Raw genomic sequence first — 15,967 nt, 5'->3', positions numbered from 1 at the left:
GTCCCTCGATGCGTTTCGAGCGACGAGGCCGCTATCCACTCGGCCGCACGACGCAGCTGACGCACCTCGTCAGCATGAACATTTGCTAGCGCCGGTTATTCGCTGACCCCTGGTGCTCTAGACCAGATTGAGCGTGGGACTCAGCTCGCGCCGCTGGATGCGCCCCAAGCGCTCGACCTCGGTGTCGATTGCTGGGGTCGGCGGGGGGCCAGCCTCGCTGAACCAGGAGATCTCTGCTACCGCCCCGCGAGTCCGCCAGGTGCCGGCGACGCCGCCGCGCCAGGTCACGAGGTTGTTCCCGCGCGAGGCCAGCGCCCGTCGACCAGAAGAGATGATGTCAGAGTCTGCGGTGCCCGGGCCCATGACCCAGGGATCGAATCCCGGCAGCAGGCGAACGGTGTCGAGCGGCTCGGCCGTGCGTAGAGCGTCGAGCGCGGCGGCCGGTACGCAGCACAGCCGCGAACCGACCGTCACCTGCTCCACTTCCCCGTCTAAGTCGTCCAGCCATTTAGACAATCGTCGCCGGGGTACGCCGAGTCCTTCGGTGAACCAGTAGACCAAGTTGTCGAAGTGTGCGGGCCCATAGGCTCCGAGATACAGCATGATGGCGCGGCGGCCCGCTTCGTCAACGTCGAGAGGCCCCGGCCAGCGTGGGTCGCCCGCCAGCAGACGAAAAGTCGTCTGCCCATCACGCGTCGGCCCGAAACAGATGTCGCCCCACCAGTGCAACGGCTTGTAAAGACTGTCAGCCCCGGCCCCGGATGCCCCCACGGTGAGGTGATTCAAGGAGGGTATGCGCGCCAAATAGGCGCTGATCTCATCGCGGGTCTTCGGCCCGGATGCCAGGACTGCGCACACTTCCTCTCGCAGCGGCTCCCAGTCGTCCAGGGCGAAACCGCCCTGCTGTTGCCAGCGTCGCGTCTCCCAGACGCGCGTGATGGTGCGAATGGACAGCAGGAGCGCACCGATCTCGTGGGTGAAGACGTATGAGCCGCCACGGAACGCATAGCTGCGGATGACGCGGCCTTCTGCCAGAGCCTCGCCCAGCGCTCCCGCTTCCGCTCGCGTCTGCCGAACAGCGACTGTCATCTCTGCCAGGTTCGACGGCCATCCCCGCATCGCCACGACGCGCCGGACGATGTCGCTGGCATCCAGGTTCTCGACAGCGTCCAACGCCTGACACGAAGCACGCCACGCAAGCGTCCTTTCACGATCCAGCATGTCCCTCAGGATAACAGCGGCACATCATCGACCAGCTCGCTCACGGGAGCCCCGCGCACCGTGGCAGCATGGAGGAGGACTCACCCCAAAGACCTTCGCCGAGTTCTTGTTTCGTCAGCGCGCGGGTCGCCGCTCGCGCTGCGTGTCCGGGCGTCGACACTGCTCGTTGTGGTCCGTAATGCCACATGTCAATATGCCCGCTCCCATGTGATCGACGTCCGGGAGCCGGGAGGAATGCCTACTTCTGGTGGATTTGGACGCGATGCCCGTCGGGGCCCTCGATGAAGGCGAACGTCCCCCATGGCTGCTCGTCCGGGTCGGTGACCTCCGCTCCTCTGCTGCGGAGCTCGTCGACGGTGGCGGCGACGTCGTCGCATGCGAAGGTCAGGTAAGCACCCTCGCCGGGCTGCTTGCCATCGGCGACGGCATCGTGCAGCGCGATCGTGGTCGAGCCGTCGGGTGGGGCGACTTCCAGCCACCGGGCTCCCCCACCCATGTCCTGGTCGGTGACGACCGAGAAGCCGAGGAGGTCGCGGTAGAACTTCAGCGACTCGTCCTGATCCGATACGTACAGCATTGCAGTGCCGATGTGCGTGATCATCGTCACAGACTATTCGACCAGCCTCGAGAGCAGCAAGCATGCCAGTGATCGATGGAAGCCCGCCGTCCACTGGCTTCTGTCGAAGTTGGTGACTCGAGTCGGTGGACGATCAGATGAAGCTCTCCTGACCAGCACCGAGAAACATCTGGGTCAACGTCCTCGTCCCCGGCAATGTCGACACCGACTTCCGACGCTTCATGGACGAGGACACCCGCGAGGCGTTCAACCGCGACGTCATCGGCCGCGTCCTGCTCGGTCGAGCCGGCACACCCGACGAAGCCGCTTCGGTCGCGTTGTTCCTGCTCAGTGACGACGCCGCCTACGTCATCGGCTCCCGATACTTCGTCGACGGCGGGCTGAGCAAGCGCTAAGCCGACCGTTCGATGAGCACGAGCTGTAGGCGAGGCCCGACGCTCCGGTGATCCCTGGCCCAAGCACCGGTAGTTGTGACCATGCACCTTCCTACCGGCTTAGAGACCTAGAACCCGAGTCAGAAGAGACAGAATAGACTGCACCCGCAGCCTCCGGAATCGGCGATGCGGAAATATTCTCTCGGATTGAGCGAAGGCGGTGTGACCGGTGGGGGTGCCTTTATGTTTTAAGGCAAGTGGTATCTTGAAGACTCTTGTTCTTAAACTGCTCAGTCCAGGTCGGATCGAGGCGCCGTGAGGGAGGGCGCCTCGTTGAACGCATACCGGAGAATCTCAGTACTTGCTCGAGGCCTCGCCCATGTCATCTGGAACAGACCGATCGCCATGGCGGCGGCTGCCTCGCATCGTTCCGCATCACCGTCATAGTGTGAACTGTCCACGAGTGCGTCCGTGAGTTGGTTTCGCCAGGTCCGGGTGAGTTCAAGAGCTGACGAACGGATACCCGGTGAGGCCTGCAGGATGCGAAACGCCATACCCGCTCGCGACTCCGGGTCGAGAGATTCGATTGCTGCGCACGTCGCCTCACGCAGCACTTCCCAGGCGTACTGACCATCGCTGTCGCGCACAAGGCCCGCCACCTGTTCGCCGAATGCAGCGATGTGATCAAGCACCAGCGCATCACGCGAAGGCACATAGCGGAAGAAGGTCGGCCGCGACACACCACAGGCACTGATCAAGTCTTCGATGGTGACATTGGGATAGCCGTGGTCGAGGAAGAGCTTGAGCGCGATGTCGTCGATGTGATCCCTGGAGGTGGCACGGGGTCTCATCCGATGAGCTCTGAGACCGTGACGAAGCTATAGCCCTGCTCCTTCAGCCGATCGATTACAGGGCCGATCGCTTTCTGAGTGGTGGTTCTGCCGAACCAGGGGTGCAGAAGGATGATCGACCCGGGCTGGGTGTTGTCGACGGTTGCATTGACGAGTTCGTCACTGCTCTGTGGGTTGCCCGACCAGTCTTCGTAGGCGACGTCCCAAGTAACCGTGAGGCGGTCATGCTTTGCCAAGTAGAGCGGTAAGGTGAGGAGTTTCTTGCCATGTGGGGGTCGGAAAGTCAGGGGCCCGTCGTATCCAGTGGCGCGAATGACTTCATCGGTGGGTTCGATCTCCTCTGCGACCGTTGAGGGTGAGACGAATGCCATGGGCCGATGATTCCATGTATGGTTGCCGATCTCATGCCCACCCTCGATGATTCGCCGCATGGTGGAACCGCTGCCTTCGACTTCTTTGCCGTTGACGTAGAACGTTGCTGGCACATCACGGTCAGCGAGCACATCGAGGACAGCATCTGCATCGGAGTCAGTTGGGCCGTCGTCGAATGTCAGTGCCACGACGCGTTCGTCGGTCTCTACTCGGCTGATGAGTTCTCCGGCCACTTGCCACGAACGCGTTTGAATCACCCGCTTGACGCCATACGCGACCACGAACAGAACGACGAGGGCGATCGCTACGGCTACGACAAACCTTCGGCGACGCCTACGACTCCTGCGGCGAGTAGATGGCACATCAAGATTATGAGACATAGTATCAATTGAAGCGATCACACTCTTTGTGGTCAAGTCCTCGAAGAAAATTCGTCCGGACTGAGAGGCTGCGAGTCGGCGGTTACGGTGGCAGAATCGATCATGGGTTGCAGGCGCCTAATCTGGCTGTTGAGATGCCGTTGCTAGGGAATGCTCGTGCAAAGACTGTTGGCCCGACGATAAGCAATCAGTGCCTTATGATGACGTCAGCAGGACTTGAGTATCGATGCACCTACACTGTACAGGCGATGATTTCGCCTCGTGCGTGGCTCATCGAGGCGCGGGTCGAGTAAGCTCAATGCGCTTTCTGGCCTTCTCGCTTCGATGTTGGCCACCGCATAGTTCAACTTCACCGTCGGCGACGATGTCACGTGAGCAAGCATGGCTTAGAGCTCCACGATCGGTTCCCAATCAGTCTATTCTCATGTGGTGGCTTCGGAATGTACTGCTGAGATTGCTGCCTGCAACTGATATGCCCCTACCGGACCGACATGGAGAACGTGCTTAATGAGATCGATTCCCTCAGAGATTGCGACATGTGCGCGGTCAAGGATGTGTTCAGCAATAGGGGTCCTCAGACCAGCGACCACTTTTGCCTTGACGGATGCTGTAGCTACCACAAAGGTAACGGGGGCGATCTTGACGTGGCTACGGCTAACGGAAACGCACCTTAGCGCGACATTGACCATCGGAGTCGTGAGTGCTGGGGTCGTCGCGATCGAAGACCGCCACCACCGGCACGTCAGGCTCCACTCTGAGGATCTGGGAACTGGCCCTTCCCTGATCCGTTAGTAGGCCCCCGAGAGGACCCCGATGACATAGACGAGGCCGAGCACCGTAGGCGGGATGGCTGCCACGGTGCTTAGCAGTACGGGGAATCCTCGCAGACCTGCCCACGCCCACAGCATCACGTCGACGATGAGCAACCCGGCTAGCGCGAACATAAGCACCGATTCCTGTCTGTTAGGTGGAGAGTAGTCAAGGAACCACCCACCCGACCATGAGATCAACCCGAGGAAAGCGAACAGCACGATCGGCACTGCAAGAACGACCAGTGCCAGGATTCCCGCAATAGCGGCGCCCGTGATTGAGCGCTGTTTCGACAAAAGAGGCAATGTTCGCATCCGCGTCGCCTCCCCAGTCGGATGGTCGAACGACTCCCGACCGCTCTGTGATGTGCTGTCGTTTTGCGAATCCACTCATCCACCGCCGAGCCCCGGGGAGTCGTTCTCCGAACCCTGACCGTCAGAATCCTGCTCTTCTTCGCTTCCGGTTCGGCCCGGGCCAGAACTCGAGTCCGCGCTTCCTGAGCGGGAACCATCCTCTGTGCTGGCGGGCCCAGAGTCAGTACCCGGACCAGATCGAGCATCCGGGCCACCCTCTCCTGTCTCACCGCTGGACCCCGCACGCGCCGTTTTTGGAAAAGCACCGGTCTCATAACGGTTCGCCGCATAGCCCATGAACTCCCGCCAGGTCGGACCTGAGACAGTCTCTCCGTAGACAACTCGAGGCATCCGTCCCTTCTGATTGCTGCGCCAATCGCGCACTCCCTCGGGATCCCCGGTCCATACTGCCGTCGAGATTCCCCGAGTGAATCCAAGCAGCCAGCTGGCTCCGACCTCGAAGTTCGTCGTGCCGGTCTTCGCCGCCGCCGGTGCGGAAATCCTTAACTTGCTCGTTGTCCCACCGTTGAACGTCTGGGACAGGGCATATGCGACGGTGTCAGCGACTTCCCGGTCGAGAACCCGTTTGCAATTCTTCGCGCCCACGTTGACAGGCTTACCGTCATCGTCTTTGACCGAGACCACTCCGCGCGCCTCGCATCGCTTCCCGTGATTGGCGAAAGCGGTGTAGGCGCTGGCCATGGTCAGCGGTGATACCGAAACCGTGCCGAGGATCGACGAAGGATAGAGCACCTGTTCGGTTCCGTCGCCGAGCTTCTGTGAGCCGAGCTGCCCTCCGGTGCCCAAATGGACTCCCAGCGACGAGGCGGTGTCCCGGATATCGCACATGTTCAGTTTTGAGGCCATATCCGCATAGGCTTTGTTCACCGATTTCTGTGTCGCGTCAAGGACTGTCATGCTTCCTCCCACCCCGTGGGAGTCTCCGGCATTGCGTGGGTTGTACCCGTTCGCGGCATAGTTGCGCCCGTCGCAGCCCTCGGTGGAGAAACCGGTGTAGTTCGACCCCGAGCCGTTGACGGCGTCGCCGAGTCCCCGACCGTCCTGCAGCCAGCTGGCCAGCACGAACGGCTTCCATGTCGATCCGGGCTGGAAACCGTTGCCTCCGCCGACATTCGCGTCCACTGAGTAATTGACTGAGGTGTGCCCTGACTTCTTCTCCTCGCTGGAGGAGTACTCAGTGTTCTGGGTCATCGCCAGAATGCCACCGGTGGTCACATCGACGGAGACGAGCGCCTGTCCGGCACCCGAAGGGTCTGCGACCGGTAGGCGTTTGCGCACCGATTCGACCGCCTTCTTTTGCAGAGCGGAGTCAAGGGAGGTGCGGATCGTCAGCCCACCCCTTTTGAGCAGGTTGGTGCGCTCCTCCACGGTCTTCCCAAAGGCCGGATTCGCTTTGATCTCGTGCTGGATGTACTCGCAGAAATAGGCGAGGTCCCCTGCTGCCTGGCAACCATTGGGTGTAGTCGTGAGGTCGAGGCTAAGCCCGGCCTCTCGGGCTTTGTCGTATTCAGTCCGGTCGATGAAACCGTGCTCATGCATCTTCTGCAGAACCACATTGCGACGTTCGAGCACGTCGTCCGGGTTGCGTTGCGGATTGTAGCGCGTGGGGTTGCGGACGATTCCCGCCAGAGTCGCGGATTGGGCCACGTCGAGTTCATCGGCATCGATTCCCCAGTATTGCTGTGCTGCCGCTTGCACTCCGTAGGCATTCGGTGAGCCCGAATAGCTGTTGATGTTGAGGTAGCGTTCGAGGATCTCGTCCTTCGAATACTTCTTCTCGACCGCGACCGCGAGCTTCATCTCCCGCAGTTTTCGGGCGATTCCAGCTCCCCCGGAGGTTTCACGGGCGGCTTCGATCCCGGACTCGTCGTCATCAGCCTGGCTGTTGGCGATGAGCACGTTCTTCACGTACTGCTGCGTAAGGGTGGATCCTCCCTGCCGCGAGCCGGAAAGAGCGTTCGTCGCAGCCGCTCGGGCCACGCCTTCGAGGTCGACCGGCCCGTGATCATAGAACCGATGGTCTTCGATTGCCAAGGTGGCCTGTTTCATCGGCGAGGAGATTTCGTTGAGCGCCACCTCCTTGCGATTTTGCCAGTAGAAGTCCGCGATTTTCTCCCCGTCGTTGGTGAGCAGGCGGGAGGGCTGCGCGAGCTCTCGCTCCTCGAGTTCTTTCGGCAAGCTGTCGAACAGTTCTAGTCCGGCATCGGCGGTAGCGACACCTGCTCCCGCCACGGGAATGAACACTCCCGCAGCAACCAGTCCGGATACCATTGACAGGCCGCAAAAGGCCATGAGGTTTCTTGCCAGTTTCATGAGTTCATCTCTTGAAAGAATCGCTTGGCCATCGGAACCGCTGCTTCGGCCCCGAAGCCGCCATCCTCGACGAGCACTGCCACGGCGAGGTCTCCTTGGAAGCCCGCGAACCAGGAATGCGTGCGCGGAGGAACCTCGGAGCCATATTCCGCGGTCCCCGTCTTGCCATAGACCGGTTTGCCGAGAACCTCACTGAGCGTACTGGCGGTCCCCTCCGTCACCGTCATCCTCATCATCGAACGCACCTCGTTGAGATGCTCGGAGTCAAAGTCCCGGGTGGCCGGGGCGTTGGATCGATCGGACCGGATGAGGATCGGAGCGACGGTGTGGCCGGCCGCCACCGAGGCGGACATCGTGGCCACGCCCAACGGGCTGGCGAGGACCTTGCCCTGGCCGATCATGGAGGCGGCGTGCTCGACCGGATCGCCTACCTCGGGGACGTCGGAGAGGAAAGCATCGATGCCGATATCGGTGGACCTCATCCCCAGATCCGCCGAGGCACGGACAATGTCAGCGCTACTCACGTCCGTGGCCGAGTTGACGAAAGCTGTATTACAAGACTCGGCGAAGCTCTCCTCGAAGGGCACCGAACCCAGCACGTGGTCCTCCGCATTCTTAAAGGACTTGCCATGCACGTTCGTCGTCTTCGGACAGTCGAGTACGGTTGAAGCCGTGACATCCCGATCGAGCATCGCCAGTCCGCTTGCGATCTTGAACACCGAACCAGGCGGGTAACGGCCCTGAAGGGCCCGGTCCCATCCGAGCCCGGCTGGATCGTGGTTCGCCACGGCCAGCACATGCCCATCGCTCGGACGCACGGCGACGATGGCAGCGGGCTTCTCGGACTTCCGCACAACATAGTCCGCCGCCGTCTGCACACCGACATCCAACGTCGTCCGCACATCCCGGCCCTTACCAGCCCCAAAGGAATGCACGGTCTCAGCCGAAGCATCGGCCCCCAACTCGCCGGCAACGATTGAGAGTCCGGCCTCAGGCCGCAGGGTCTTATCGAATGCTGCCTGGATTCCGGACCTGCCGATCTCCGATTCCTCAGTGACATTATCGGGATCACGTTCTATGTCCTCGGTGGTAGCCGTGCCGACGCTGCCCAGGGTCGCGGCGGCGAAACCTTTCGACCTGCTCAGAGGCTGGGTGCGTTCGCGGAAGACCGCACCTGGGAGGGAGTGGATGTCGACTTTGACAAGTTGGTAGTCGTCCTCGCGCAGGGTGATGACAGGCACGAAGGCCTCCGGATCGGCGGACTCGACTCTCTTCTTCAACGCATCCGCATCGACATCGAGCGCATCGGACAGCCTTTCGTAGGTGCCCTCGGAGTCCTTGCCCATGTGGCTGGGATGCAGGCCCACATCGACGACGGGCCCCTGGGACACGAGCGCCTCGTCGTCGGCGCCGAGGATTCGCCCCCGTTCGCCGGCAGTCGCCCGCGCCTGCAGTGTCTCTCCATTGGAGAGGTCCGGGTGGATGAGCTCGCTGCCGAAGTCCGTCTTCCATAAGGAGTCCGAGTGGATGAGCTGCGCCTCCGTTCTGTACTTCCAGTCTGCTCCGGTGGAGGCTGCATCTCGACTCTCCCACGTCCATTCGAGGCTCACGCGGGACACCCCGTTTTCTTCGTCCACCGAGACGACCGCGACATCCTTCAGTTCGACGTTTGCGTCCTTGAGCCCGGAGACGATCTCCTGATAGCGATCGCCTGCCTTGGTGCCTCCGGACTCGGGATCGGTCCAGACCTGCGAGGTGAACGAGCCGGATTCCAGATCCGCGGCGAGCTGCCGAGCGGCGACCTCAGGTAAGAAGGGCAGCGACCTCAGGGCAATTACCCCGGTGCCCAGGAGGAGAGCTCCGCACGAGAGGGAAGCGATGAGACGGGTGCTACGTTTCATGACTCCATCGTGGGAATCCATGCCAATCATGTCCAATATCACATCAGAGATAAACTATGGCATTTCTGATATATGACCAGTTAGAGTAGGGATGTGAACCTGCTGAGATCGCTCGAAATGTTCGTTGCCGTGGCAGAGCATGAGAACTTCACTCGGGCAGCGGAGCATCTCGCAATGGCCCAACCCCCGCTCTCCCGGGGTGTGGGAGAACTCGAGAAGCGTCTCGGAGTCCGACTATTCGACCGCAGACGCAGGCGCATCGAACTCACCGCGGCGGGCAGCACCCTCCTTCCGGAGGCACGCGAGATCCTCCACCGCATCGATCGGCTTGCCGAGTTCACGCGGCCCCCGAGCGTCGAACTCGTTGTCGGAGTCGCCGGTCAGCTCAATCCCGCCGCCCTCGCTGAGGTGGGTGATCGTTTGCGCCTCGGCGAGGTTCCGCTCCGACTGATTCCCGACCAGCCTGACGCGCTCGTCGAACGAATCGACACGGGCGAGCTCGACGCAGGAGTCGTCGTTGGCGCGCTGGGTGAGCCACCGGCAGTAACAGGGCACAGGCTGCCCACGGACCTCGCTGTCGACATGGTCGTTGCCTCCACCCGTTTCGCGGTCGAGGAGGAATCTCGATTCACGGCAGACGCCGACCGGCCAATCGACATCGGAGACCTGCGCGGGATGCCTGCAGGAATGGGTTTCTCCCGAATCGCCTCACGCGTCGAGGAAGAGAAGATTCTTCTCCTCCCCGAAGACTCGGGCCTGCTGGACGACCCCCGACTCCTCACTCCTCTCGTGACAAAGGGCATCCACTTGCGGCAGTTGCAGGTGACAGACACCGAATTCGATGCCATCACGCATGTATTTACTCACCGCTCTGTACTCATGTGCACCGAGTCCACGGCAAGGAGGAACTCGCTTCCCTTCAGACGACTTCACGCCGAAGTCTTCGTCAGACCCGTCGAAGTCGTGAACTCCTCCCGCCTCGATTTGGCCGAGGCTCTGTCCGCCGATCCAGAACTCAAGGAGGCGGTCGCCGCCGTGCTCGGAGCGCACACACATCTCGACCACCACAGACGCGCACATGTCCGCCGTGACTATGCCGATGAGCGATTGTTCCCCGCCCCATGAACGAGGCGATCGTCGACGAGATCGACGCGATCTGGTCCGGACTCGGTGCCCAAGGGTATCTCTACGCCGAGGACCTCAGCACCCACAACAGACTAGACATCAAGGCGTCCGCGAGGATCCCCCTCGCCTCGGTGGCCAAAGTCGCCCTCGTCGCCGCTCTCATCAGAGCCGGGGAGACGGGAGAAATCGACCTTCAGCGCCGGGTCGAGGTGGATCCACGAGGCTCGACGCCGGGTGGGACGGGGATCTCCAGCCTGCAGGACCCGGTGACGATGAGCGTCCGGGATCTGGCCGCCATGGCCTTGGCCGTGAGTGACAACGCTGCGGCGGACACGCTCTTCAGGATCGTCGGTGCTGAGCGCATCGCTGATCTCCTCAGCGAGCGGGGCATTAGATCGCTCCACATCGATTCTCCCATGTCCCATCTCTATGCGGTCATCGACGAAGTGGCCGCGGGCAACGAGGTGGAGGCTCTCGTCCTTGCCACCAATGATCTGCGTTCATCCGGGATCCCGCGCTTTCCCGATTCGGCGTTTAACACCGGTACGGCACGCGGAGTGGCGAAGCTGTTCGAGCTCATCCACACCGATGAGCTCCTGGGACCGCGCGGTTGCGCGACCTTGCGCGACTTCCTCAAGAAGCAATTGCTCAGGCACCGGATCGCTGCCGGATTCCCCATGGATTCGGTTGAGTATTATGGCAAGACCGGAACCTTCCTCAACTTCCGTCACGAAGCTGGCATCATCATCGACGCGGACGGACGGGCGTTCAGTATCGCGGTGTTCACCCGGTCCCGGATCGCGACCTTCTCCCAACCAGAGCTCGATGCCTCGATCGGTTATTGTGCTCGCCTCGCCGTCGAACACCTAAGGTCCTCATGAATTCCCCGATGAACAGACGCGCAGCTCTGATCGCAGGCGCTGCAGCGATTCTCGGCGGATGCACCGCACGAACGGAGGCTCCCGACCCCTCAAGCAGTGCGACTTCTCCGCCAGCGAGCCACGCGCGGTCTCAGGAGGACACCACTCAGCAGCTCGATCTGAGCGACCTCCCAGACGGAACTTACGGCGTCTGGGGAACTCTCTACGGACAGACCGTGACACATCAACCGAACACGCGTCTGCGCATGTGCTCAACGATGAAGCTAGTCCTAGTGGCCACAGCCCTCCAACAAGCAGCACGCGGGAGGATCGACCTCGCCTCCACGATCTCCTGGGAGACTTCGGATCTCATTGGTCACTCACCAGTCACCAGGAACGACTCTGGTCACAGGGCGACGATAGCCGAATTGTGCGAGGCCACAGCGAGCAAGAGCGACAACACTGCCGCCAACTTGCTCATCGACGCAGTAGGAGGGCTGACTACGCTCACGAGGTTCGTGCGGTCCCTCAGCGATGAGATCACCCGCTTCGATCGTTATGAGACGGAGATGAACATCCATGACGGGGCACTCGACACCACCACGGCGGAGTCCTTCGGACGGCTGGCACTATCGATCTCTGAAACCCTAAGCAATGAAGATCGTCACGCGCTGTTCTCATGGCTGCCGGCTCGGGACGATAAACGCATCGCTGCCGTCGCACCTGCTGGAGTAGACCTCGTCCACAAAACCGGCACAAGCGGCGACGGCGCGTTCAACGACGTCGCTATCTTCATTGCAAATGATCGAGCCATCGGCTGCCTCTCCGTATTCACAGACTCTCCGGCCGCTTCCGAAGACATCGTAGTCGAGATAGCGCAAAGATCATTCGACGTTCTTAGTGCCTGAGTCGGCTATAGCCCTTCTATGTTTGTCAGGTGGGGCTAACGGACGTCGCGGTCGCATTGAGTATCTGGTAGTTCTGCGCGTAGTGATAGGCAATTGCTGGGTCCTCGACGGTGGACTTCACGTCAGGGATACCTAGGTTAGCGGGTTTTACAGAGCCAGTCGGGCTAAAGTGTGTCGAGCTGCGACCTCAGCGTGCTCCTTCAAAAAGGGCGTCTGCCGCATGCGCGAGGCCGGCATGGGCAGACTCGATCTCTTCGGGAATAGTTAGATCCGACGAGAACACCATGATTTCGCTGGCTTTCATCACGCGGTGAGCCGAATAGTTCAATGCGAAGAGTCTCCTGCGCAGATCTGAGTAGAGTTCTGCGACCTGAGGCACATTGTCGTAGGTGAGAATCCACTTTGCCCGTTGCACGTCTTTCAGGCAGCCGGCGAGAGCGCGGTGATCGGAGTCTCGGAAAGCATTGAGGTAAAGCGATCCCGCCTTCTCGAAGTAGGGCGGATCGGCATAGATGAAGGCGTCATCGCGGTCCGAGTACCGCTCGATGACGCGTAAGCCATCCTCGTTGGTCACGGATATGCGGCCAGCGTGCAACGCGATCAGACGGATACGCTCGGTTAGACCTGCGCGGTTGAATCGAGCGTCGATCTTGTAGTTGCCTGTCTGGTCCTTCCCGCCGATGGGTCCGCCGTTCAGTACACCTGAGCGATTGGTTCGATTGAGATAGAAGGTTGCGAAGCCGAGCGTGAGGTAGTCATCACGGGCGGAGGTCAAATAGATTTCGCGCTGTCGTTCCCACTCATCGACGGAGAGCTCGACACTATTGAGCAGCGCGGTGAACTCGTCAGGCTGAGTCACGACTGCGTTCCAGAACGCGAAAACGGCAGGATCAAGGTCATTGATCGCGATTCGCTCAACCTGACCGGAGACGAGCAGTGCGAGAGCCGCGCCTGCTCCTCCTGCGTAGGGTTCGACGTACACGCTTGAGGTGAGGTCGTTTTCTCGAATGATGGTCCGCAGGCGCGAGTAAAGCAGGCCTTTTCCGCCGGGGTAACGCAACGGTGAGATGGTTACTCGTTTACTCGCAGATGCCGCTGTTTTAGTCATGGTTTGAGGACCGCCTTCATGACGCTTTCGATGGTCGCCCAGCATTCACGAACGTCGTCGGGTGTAGCAACAATGTGATGGTTATGGTTCGTAGCGTCGAGATGTGCTTTGGAGCCCACAAAGCCGTGGCGTCCACTCCGGATCTTCTGAACGGGCTGGATGAATGCGGTCTGTCCGGTGGACTTAAAGTGCTGTTCGAGCCAGACGAGGCAGTTTGAGAGGTACACGAAGCCTTGTTCGTTTGAGCTCTTTTTGATCTCCTCGCCGAGCACCTCAGCGTGGGCCTTGATCGTCTTTTCCAGGAAGGTTCGCAGTAGATCGAGCGTCGCGTTTGGAAAGCGCTGGATGTTGATCGCCGATAGTTCCTTGACGATCTCGTGTATTGAAGCGGGGAACGACGTGGGGACCGTTAGGTTGTCGGTGGAGAGGTAGTTCCTCTTCCGCGGAAGCGGCTTCGGCTTGTCCCGTCCAGTGTCGTTCGATCCCGGAGAGTCGCTACCTGCGCCGTCACGAGCGTGCGTTCCCTGGTCCTGACCGTCGGAGCCAGAGCGTTGACTTCCGTTCGCCGGGGAGTTCGACACGTCGGAGTGTGTGCTGTACGACTCGCCGTTGGCGGGCTCGTCGTCTCCGCGCTCATCGACTAGGTCGCGTAGGGCGTCCATGTACTCGATGTAACGGTCGCTTGAGGTCTTGTTAAGGGTGCGAGTGTTGATCACGCCGTCGCGTATGTCGCTCACGATCTTTGTCGCGATTCGCTTGAACAAGCTGGCGCTTGAGACGAGGGAGACTTCTCCTGTGCCGTTCTGAATGTCGATTCCGGCGAGGTCGAGGAACTTCTCGTTCTCGTAGAGGCGCGCGAGGGTCGACACTGGGAAGCGACGTTTGCGCGCGTAGTCGCCCAATGAGGGGTCGTCGTAAGTGACGGTGCGAAACAGTTCGAGAATCTTGCTCCGCGTGATGAACTTCCGGACGTCGATCGTTGGATACCGGGTGATCAGGTCGTCCGGCGATTTGCCGGCGTCGAGCTGCGCCTGGAAGAACGCGGCTTGCCTGGCAGGGCCCCACGCCACGCGCTGAGTGCCGGTGTGAAGTGCTGCTACGAGTTGGTCGGCATCGTCTTGCGAAGGCGCTCTCTTGACGGCGATACGACGGATCGCGGCACGATCGGGCACCGATTGGGCGAGCTTTCCGATGCGCGCTTGGTGATCGGGTGCGAGGTAGGGGTTTTGGATGGCCTTCAGTGCGGCCACGCGTCGATTTCCCTCGACCACGATCAGTTGACCGTCACGCTCCAGGACGATGGGGACCTCGTGTGTCAACAGTCCGACCTTGGCAATACCTTCGACGAGACTAAGTGCCTTCTCGTTGCTGAACAAGTCCTGAACGATGTCGGATTCCGGGACTCCCTCGGGGATGTCGAGTCGGACGTTTCGCGGGTCGAGTCGGACGTCGTTCACAACGTCGACGAATAGCTCTTCCCACGTAGACATGTCGATCATGTCGTCCTCCACTCAACGAGAGAGCCTCGTTCGGCAAGGGACATGTGGACCTTATCTCGTGCTGTCACTCAGTCCTCCAGCCTTGTCTCACTGGCCTTGCTGCCTCGAACTAATGCGATGACGTCGCCGCGGAGAAAGCGCCAGGCACGACCGACCTTCTCGCCAGGCAAGGAGCCTTCGCGGGCAAGCGCGAGCACGGTCTTGGTGCTGACCCGTAGCAACGCGGCAGCCTCCTCTGTTGTGAGAACTTCGTGTTCTTCCGCCATCTTCTCGCAAATTCCTCTTACGGACCTTAACGTCAGACTATCACCAACAATAGAGGCTCATCGTAAAAGAGAGTGTAGGAGCGGTCTGAAGCCCCCGGTATCCAGCAGCTATCTCAGCACGTAAAGCTGTTCATGACGTGGCTCGAAGAGTCCTTCGTCAGCAGGGCGTGCGCGACGGCGTGGATCGCTGGATCGTGGGGCTGTTCGCGTCCGCGATCGATGCGGCGGATCGTGAAGGGACTGATGCAAAGAAAGGTGACAGTTTGAGTGTCAAGCTGCGAGAGCAGCTGGCTCTATGATTGCTTCGTACTCTACTGGTGTCAATCGACCCAACCGGGCTTGTCGGCGACGTCGGTGATATGTCCGCTCGATCCAGGTCACGATCGCGATTCTCAACTGGTCGCGAGTGGTCCACCGGCGACGGTCGAGAACGTTCTTCTGCAACAGGGCGAAGAACGATTCCATGGCCGCGTTATCGCCCGCTGCGCCTACTCGTCCCATCGACCCGATGATGCCGTGACAGGCCAAAGCCCGAGTGAATTTCTTCGATCTGAATTGGCTGCCGCGGTCGCTGTGGGTCACGCATCCGGCCACGTCACCCCGCCTGGTCACAGCCATCTCGAGGGCATCGACAGCCAACCGGGCCTTCATCCTCGAGCTGATCGAATAGCCAACGATCCTCGACGAGTAGGCGTCCTTGACCGCACAGAGGTACAGCTTGCCCTCATTCGTATGGTGCTCCGAAATGTCGGTCAACCACAGCTGGTTCGGGCCATCAGCTCGAAACTCGTGCCTGGTCCGCCCGTCGGCATCGACAACCGCGCACAGATCGTCGTGAACGGGTGGGCCGGGTTTCTTCCCGTTCTTCGCCCGGCCCTTACCGAAGGCGGAAAACCAGTCATTGGCCGAACACAACCGCCACGCAGTGCGTGCCGCCATGGGTTGGCCGGCCGCTTCGGCTTCGTCGGCGAGGTATCGGTACCCGAACTCGGGATCATCGCGGTGGGCATCGAAGAGCGCATCGGCCC

The 15,967-nt window shown here is 60.8% G+C and carries 15 protein-coding genes; 4 read left to right on the top strand and 11 right to left on the bottom strand.

The genetic code is table 11. The features are described from left to right. Positions 1 to 117: 117 nt before the first annotated feature. Entirely contained in the window at positions 118 to 1,221 is a 1,104-nt protein-coding gene (locus tag ACPUD7_RS01605; RefSeq protein ID WP_425118909.1) for a DNA glycosylase AlkZ-like family protein, read from the bottom strand. 238 nt (positions 1,222 to 1,459) lie between these two features. Then, positions 1,460 to 1,822, bottom strand: a complete 363-nt coding sequence (locus tag ACPUD7_RS01600; protein ID WP_425118908.1) for a VOC family protein — start codon at positions 1,820 to 1,822, stop codon at positions 1,460 to 1,462. Between the two features lie 143 nt (positions 1,823 to 1,965). Between ACPUD7_RS01600 and ACPUD7_RS01595 the strand changes: the two genes are divergently transcribed. Beyond that, on the top strand, positions 1,966 to 2,193 hold the full coding sequence (locus ACPUD7_RS01595; protein WP_425119065.1) for an SDR family oxidoreductase: 228 nt from the start codon (positions 1,966 to 1,968) through the stop codon (positions 2,191 to 2,193). Positions 2,194 to 2,462: 269 nt separating this feature from the next. Here ACPUD7_RS01595 and ACPUD7_RS01590 read toward each other — a convergent pair whose 3' ends face one another. The 5 genes from ACPUD7_RS01590 to ACPUD7_RS01570 form a co-directional block, all read right to left on the bottom strand. Further along, positions 2,463 to 3,023 carry a TetR/AcrR family transcriptional regulator gene (locus tag ACPUD7_RS01590; RefSeq protein ID WP_425118907.1) on the bottom strand — a complete coding sequence of 187 codons (561 nt, stop codon included), beginning with the start codon at positions 3,021 to 3,023 and terminating at the stop codon, positions 2,463 to 2,465. Beyond that, positions 3,020 to 3,775, bottom strand: a complete 756-nt coding sequence (locus ACPUD7_RS01585; protein WP_425118906.1) for a polysaccharide deacetylase family protein — start codon at positions 3,773 to 3,775, stop codon at positions 3,020 to 3,022. Before ACPUD7_RS01585 ends, ACPUD7_RS01590 begins: the two co-directional genes overlap by 4 nt. Before the next feature lie 788 nt (positions 3,776 to 4,563). Beyond that, positions 4,564 to 4,719 (bottom strand): hypothetical protein, encoded by a 156-nt coding sequence (locus ACPUD7_RS01580; RefSeq protein ID WP_425118905.1) that lies wholly within the window; start codon positions 4,717 to 4,719, stop codon positions 4,564 to 4,566. A gap of 255 nt (positions 4,720 to 4,974) precedes the next feature. Then, positions 4,975 to 7,272, bottom strand: a complete 2,298-nt coding sequence (locus ACPUD7_RS01575; protein WP_425118904.1) for a transglycosylase domain-containing protein — start codon at positions 7,270 to 7,272, stop codon at positions 4,975 to 4,977. Next, on the bottom strand, positions 7,269 to 9,173 hold the full coding sequence (locus ACPUD7_RS01570; RefSeq protein WP_425118903.1) for a penicillin-binding transpeptidase domain-containing protein: 1,905 nt from the start codon (positions 9,171 to 9,173) through the stop codon (positions 7,269 to 7,271). The genes ACPUD7_RS01575 and ACPUD7_RS01570 overlap by 4 nt, the downstream gene beginning before the upstream one ends. Positions 9,174 to 9,266: 93 nt before the next feature. Between ACPUD7_RS01570 and ACPUD7_RS01565 the strand changes: the two genes are divergently transcribed. From ACPUD7_RS01565 to ACPUD7_RS01555, 3 genes are read left to right on the top strand one after another with little or no spacing between them, the layout of a single operon-like run. Continuing rightward, a complete protein-coding gene (locus ACPUD7_RS01565) occupies positions 9,267 to 10,298 on the top strand; it encodes a LysR family transcriptional regulator (protein WP_425118902.1) in 1,032 nt (343 codons plus the stop codon). Beyond that, entirely contained in the window at positions 10,295 to 11,179 is an 885-nt protein-coding gene (locus ACPUD7_RS01560) for a serine hydrolase (RefSeq protein WP_425118901.1), read from the top strand. The genes ACPUD7_RS01565 and ACPUD7_RS01560 overlap by 4 nt, the downstream gene beginning before the upstream one ends. After that, a complete protein-coding gene (locus tag ACPUD7_RS01555; protein ID WP_425118900.1) occupies positions 11,176 to 12,066 on the top strand; it encodes a serine hydrolase in 891 nt (296 codons plus the stop codon). The genes ACPUD7_RS01560 and ACPUD7_RS01555 overlap by 4 nt, the downstream gene beginning before the upstream one ends. A 187-nt stretch (positions 12,067 to 12,253) precedes the next feature. Here ACPUD7_RS01555 and ACPUD7_RS01550 read toward each other — a convergent pair whose 3' ends face one another. The 4 genes from ACPUD7_RS01550 to ACPUD7_RS01535 form a co-directional block, all read right to left on the bottom strand. Next, positions 12,254 to 13,174, bottom strand: a complete 921-nt coding sequence (locus ACPUD7_RS01550; RefSeq protein ID WP_425118899.1) for a DNA adenine methylase — start codon at positions 13,172 to 13,174, stop codon at positions 12,254 to 12,256. Next, a complete protein-coding gene (locus ACPUD7_RS01545; protein WP_425118898.1) occupies positions 13,171 to 14,673 on the bottom strand; it encodes a hypothetical protein in 1,503 nt (500 codons plus the stop codon). Before ACPUD7_RS01545 ends, ACPUD7_RS01550 begins: the two co-directional genes overlap by 4 nt. Before the next feature lie 68 nt (positions 14,674 to 14,741). Next, positions 14,742 to 14,939, bottom strand: coding sequence for a helix-turn-helix domain-containing protein (locus ACPUD7_RS01540; RefSeq protein ID WP_425118897.1), 198 nt, complete (start codon positions 14,937 to 14,939; stop codon positions 14,742 to 14,744). A 270-nt stretch (positions 14,940 to 15,209) separates the two neighbouring features. Beyond that, positions 15,210 to 15,967: IS3 family transposase (locus ACPUD7_RS01535; RefSeq protein ID WP_425118896.1), on the bottom strand; the 758-nt coding region annotated here is incomplete at its 5' end.

Source organism: Brevibacterium sp. FAM 24630 (genome assembly GCF_049804075.1).
GTDB lineage: Bacteria > Actinomycetota > Actinomycetes > Actinomycetales > Brevibacteriaceae > Brevibacterium.
This window is presented reverse-complemented; position numbering and strand designations above follow the sequence as displayed.